This is a genomic window from uncultured Dietzia sp. (assembly GCF_937873725.1).
GTDB lineage: Bacteria > Actinomycetota > Actinomycetes > Mycobacteriales > Mycobacteriaceae > Dietzia.
Genome location: NZ_CALMYY010000132.1, coordinates 1 through 4,270 on the forward strand (window position 1 = coordinate 1; position 4,270 = coordinate 4,270).

The window sequence follows — 4,270 nt, forward strand, 5'->3', positions numbered from 1 at the left end:
GGGCGAGCTTCCACACCGCCATGAGGATCGGGAAGTTCCACGGGATGATCTGGCCCACCACGCCGAGCGGCTCGTGGAAGTGGTAGGCGACCGTGTCCTCGTTGATCTGGGAGATCCCGCCCTCCTGCGCGCGGATCGAGCCGGCGAAGTAGCGGAAGTGGTCGATCGCCAGCGGGATGTCGGCGGCCAGGGTCTCGCGGATCGGCTTGCCGTTGTCCCACGACTCGGCCAGGGCGATCTGCTGCAGGTTCTCCTCCATCCGGTCGGCTATCCGGAGCAGGACCAGCGAGCGCTCGGCGGCGGAGGTGGAGTTCCAGGACGGGGCGGCGGCCCACGCGGCGTCGAGCGCGGCCTCGATGTCCTCGGACGTCCCGCGGCCGACCTCGCAGAACACCTGCCCGGTGACCGGGGTGACGTTCTCGAAGTACTCGCCCTTGACGGGCGCGACCCACTCCCCTCCGATGTAGTGGTCGTAGCGGCTTTCGAAGGACATCACCGCATCGGCGGAACCGGGCTGGGAGAAGACGGGCATGTCGACACCTCTCGACTGCTGGGGCCGCCCGCCCCTCCGGCCGGCGACTGTGACCCAGGACACTAATCGCCGGTGGGTTGCAGCAACGTTGCATCCGGCGGAACCGCCCCGCCCCGGCTCACGCCCCGAGTCGGTGGTCCAGGATCCGTCGCATGGACATCGCGGCGGACCTGGCGGCCGGCGGTGCCCCGGGAGCGGTCGCGAGCGCCCGCCACGCCCGGGCGTCGTCGTGACCCGGCCCCGCGACCCAGCTCCTCAACGCGTCGACGGAGCCCGAGGCCAGGACCGCCCCGCGCACCCGGGCGTCCAACTCCTCCCGCAGCTCGGAGATCCCCGGCGCGTCGGAGGCGGGCAGCAGCGGCCCCGGGTAGGCGCCGACGGCACCCGCCACGTCGGAGTCCAGGAGCGCCGCCACCTCGGCCACATCGGTGCCGATCAGGCCCGGCGCCAGGCGGTACGGGCGGGAGAGCAACGCGCCGGGGCCCAGGACGCGACGCAACCTCGACAGCTCGGCCCGGACGCTGACCTCGTCGAGCCGCCCCTCGGCGAGCAGCTCCGCCAGGGTCCCGCCCGTCAGCCCCTCCGGATGCGCGGAAAGCAGGACGAGGATCTCCGCGTGGCGCCGCGTCAACGCCCCGTGGCCCTCGAGGGTGGGGCGGAGCGTGCCGAGCGCGGCGAGGCGTCGCCCCCCGACGCCACCGGCGACCGTCGGCACCAGAACGCCGCCGGGCGTCGACCGAAGCTCCGCCTCCGCCAGCAGCGCGGTGGCCCTGACCAGGGCGAACATCTCGTCCGACGCGGCGGAGCCGCCACCCGTCACGTCGATGCCGCCGATCACCCGGCCCGTCGCCGGATCGTGGACCGGCGCGGCGGAGCAACTCCACGCGTGCGCCGGCGCGAGGAAGTGCTCCTCCCCGCGCACCCGGACCGGGACGTCGTGACGCAGGGCCAGGCCCGGGGCGTTGGCCCCCACCGCGTCGTCGCTCCACAACGCCCCCGGCACGAACGCCATCCGCTCCGCCCGGGTCCGCACCCCGCGGTTGCCGTACAGCCAGAGGAGTCGACCGTTCTCGTCCGCCACCGCGACCAGATGGTCGCTGTCCACGACCCCGGAGACCAGGACCTTCTCCACCAGCGGCAGGACCGCGGCCATCGGGTGCGCGGCCAGGTGCGAGGACAGGTCGGCCCCCTGCAGGTCCACACGCAGATCCGCCGCCGTGGGATCGATTCCACGGCGCCTGCTGCGCTCCCACGACTCCGCCACCAGCGCGTTCGCCGTGGCTCCCCCTCCGCCGGACATGCCGCGAGTGTAACCGAGATCACAAAGCTGAGCCCGACCTCATGAACGATTCCAAATTGACCGCGCTCACCACGGGCCGGGGCCGACCCTCTACACTTGCCCGTGACACAGGCCACACTTGACCTAAGGATCGCAATGACGACCGAGTTCGCCACCCCGCCAGCCTCCAAGCCCTTCCCCGTCGAGAACCTCGCCCGGCTCGTGTTCAAGAACGCGGAGGAGGCGCCCGACGACGTCGCGGTGCTGCGCCTCGTGGGAACCGACTGGAAAGAGGTCACCTGCGCCCAGTACCTCGAGGAGGTCAAGGGTGTGGCCAAGGGCCTCATCGCCCGGGGCGTCAAGCCGGGTGACCGCCTGGCCATCATGAGCCACACCCGCTACGAGTGGTCGCTCATCGCGTGGGCCTCGTGGACCGTCGGCGCCGTCACCGTCCCGATCTACGAGACCTCCTCGTCCGCGCAGTGCAACTGGATCCTCACCGACTCCGGCGCCACCGTCGCCGTGGTCGAGAACGAGGAGCTCAGCGAGGTCCTCACCGCGGAGACCGACTGGGCGGGCGACATCCTCGTCATCGAGGACGACCTGCTCGCCCGGCTCACCGAGGCGGGCGCCGGCATCAGCGACGAGCAGCTCGAGCAGGCCTCGCTCGTGATGGGCCACGAGGACCCCTGCGCGATCGTCTACACCTCGGGCACCACCGGCAACCCCAAGGGCTGCGAGATCCTGCACGGCGGGTTCGGCGGCGTCGTGGTGGCCGTCGAGGAGCAGCTGGCGGACGCGTTCGTCCCCAACAGCCGCACCCTGATCTTCCTGCCGCTGGCCCACGTCCTTGCCCGCATCCTCGAGGTGGCCTGCTTCTACAAGCGCGTCGCCGTGGCCCACGAGCCCGACACGACCAAGGTCGTCGAGCGCCTGGCCGAGATCCACCCGACCTTCCTCGTGTCGGTCCCGCGCGTGCTGGAGAAGGTCTACAACTCGGCCGCCGGCAAGGCCGAGGCCGCCGGTGGAGCCAAGGCCAAGATCTTCAAGGCCGCCGTGCAGACCGCGATCGACTACTCCAAGGCCATCGACGGCGGCGGGAAGCCGTCCGCGGTGCTGGCGCTCAAGCAGAAGCTGTTCTCCAAGCTCGTCTACTCGAAGCTGCACGAGGCCCTCGGCGGCGAGTGCGACCGCATCATCTCCGGCGGCGGCCCCCTGGGCGCGCGTCTCGGCCACTTCTACCGCGGCGCCGGCTTCGACCTCCTCGAGGGCTACGGCCTCACCGAGTCCTCGGGCGTGCTCACCGTCAACCCGATCGGCCAGGCCAAGATCGGCTCGGTCGGTCGCCCGATCCCGGGCGTGACCATCCAGATCGCCGACGACGGCGAGGTGCTGGCCAAGGCCAAGACCCTGTTCAAGGGCTACTGGCAGAACCCGCAGGCCAACGAGGATTCCTGGACCGGGGAGTGGTACCACACCGGCGACATCGGCGAGCTGGACTCGGACGGCTACCTGTCGATCACCGGGCGCAAGAAGGACCTCATCGTCACCGCCGGCGGCAAGAACGTCTCGCCGTCGCAGATGGAGGACCTCCTCTCCTCCGACCCGCTGATCAGCCAGGCCGTGGTCGTGGGAGACAACCGCAACTACATCGCCGCCCTGGTCACCATCGACCAGGAGACCTTCCCGGCGTGGCGCGACAAGCACGGCAAGACCGGCGAGGTGTCGGACCTCCTGCAGGACGGCGACCTCGTGGGGGCGATCCAGGACGTGGTGGACCGGGCCAACAAGTCGGTCTCCCGCGCCGAGTCGATCCGCAAGTTCAAGATCCTCGCGGCGGAGTTCACCGTGGAGAGCGGCGAGCTCACCCCGACGCTCAAGCTCAAGCGCAACGTCGTGCACGAGCGCTTCAGCAGCGACATCGAGGCGCTCTACGCCGAGTAGTCCCCGCCCTACGCGACGCCCGGTCCCCTCGGGGGCCGGGCGTCGCGGCGTCTGCGGCCCCCCGGCGATTACGGCGCGGGCCGACCCCGGATCCGGTAACGTACACTCGCAAGTAGACAGATCGGTTCATTCTTCAGAACGGAACTCACCCATGGCGCAGATCTACTCCGACATCACCGAGACCATCGGCCGCACCCCGCTGGTCCGTCTCAACTCCGTGACCGAGGGGCTCCAGGCCACCGTGCTGGCCAAGCTCGAGTCGGCCAACCCCGCCAGCAGCGTCAAGGACCGGATCGGCGCCGCCATCATCGACGACGCCGTGGCCTCCGGCGGGCTCAAGCCCGGCGGCACGATCGTCGAGGGTACCTCCGGTAACACCGGTATCGCGCTGTCCATGGTCGCCGCGGCCCGCGGCTTCAAGGCCGTCATCGTCATGCCCGACACCATGTCGGTCGAGCGACGCGCCGTGATGCGCGCCTACGGTGCCGAGCTCATCCTCACGCCGGGTTCGGAGG

At 70.7% G+C, this 4,270-nt stretch carries 4 protein-coding genes; 2 read left to right on the plus strand and 2 right to left on the minus strand.

Annotation, left to right across the window (positions count from 1 at the left end):
- A partial coding sequence (locus Q0444_RS14615; protein WP_299023671.1) for an aldehyde dehydrogenase family protein occupies window positions 1-532 on the minus strand: 532 nt, incomplete at its 3' end.
- 118 nt (window positions 533-650) lie between these two features.
- On the minus strand, window positions 651-1,832 hold the full coding sequence (locus tag Q0444_RS14620) for a GAF domain-containing protein (protein ID WP_299023673.1): 1,182 nt from the start codon (window positions 1,830-1,832) through the stop codon (window positions 651-653).
- A 135-nt stretch (window positions 1,833-1,967) separates the two neighbouring features.
- Here Q0444_RS14620 and Q0444_RS14625 point away from each other — a divergent pair, with 135 nt between their 5' ends.
- A complete protein-coding gene (locus tag Q0444_RS14625) occupies window positions 1,968-3,755 on the plus strand; it encodes a long-chain fatty acid--CoA ligase (RefSeq protein ID WP_299023675.1) in 1,788 nt (595 codons plus the stop codon).
- A gap of 151 nt (window positions 3,756-3,906) precedes the next feature.
- A partial coding sequence (locus Q0444_RS14630; protein WP_299023678.1) for a PLP-dependent cysteine synthase family protein occupies window positions 3,907-4,270 on the plus strand: 364 nt, incomplete at its 3' end.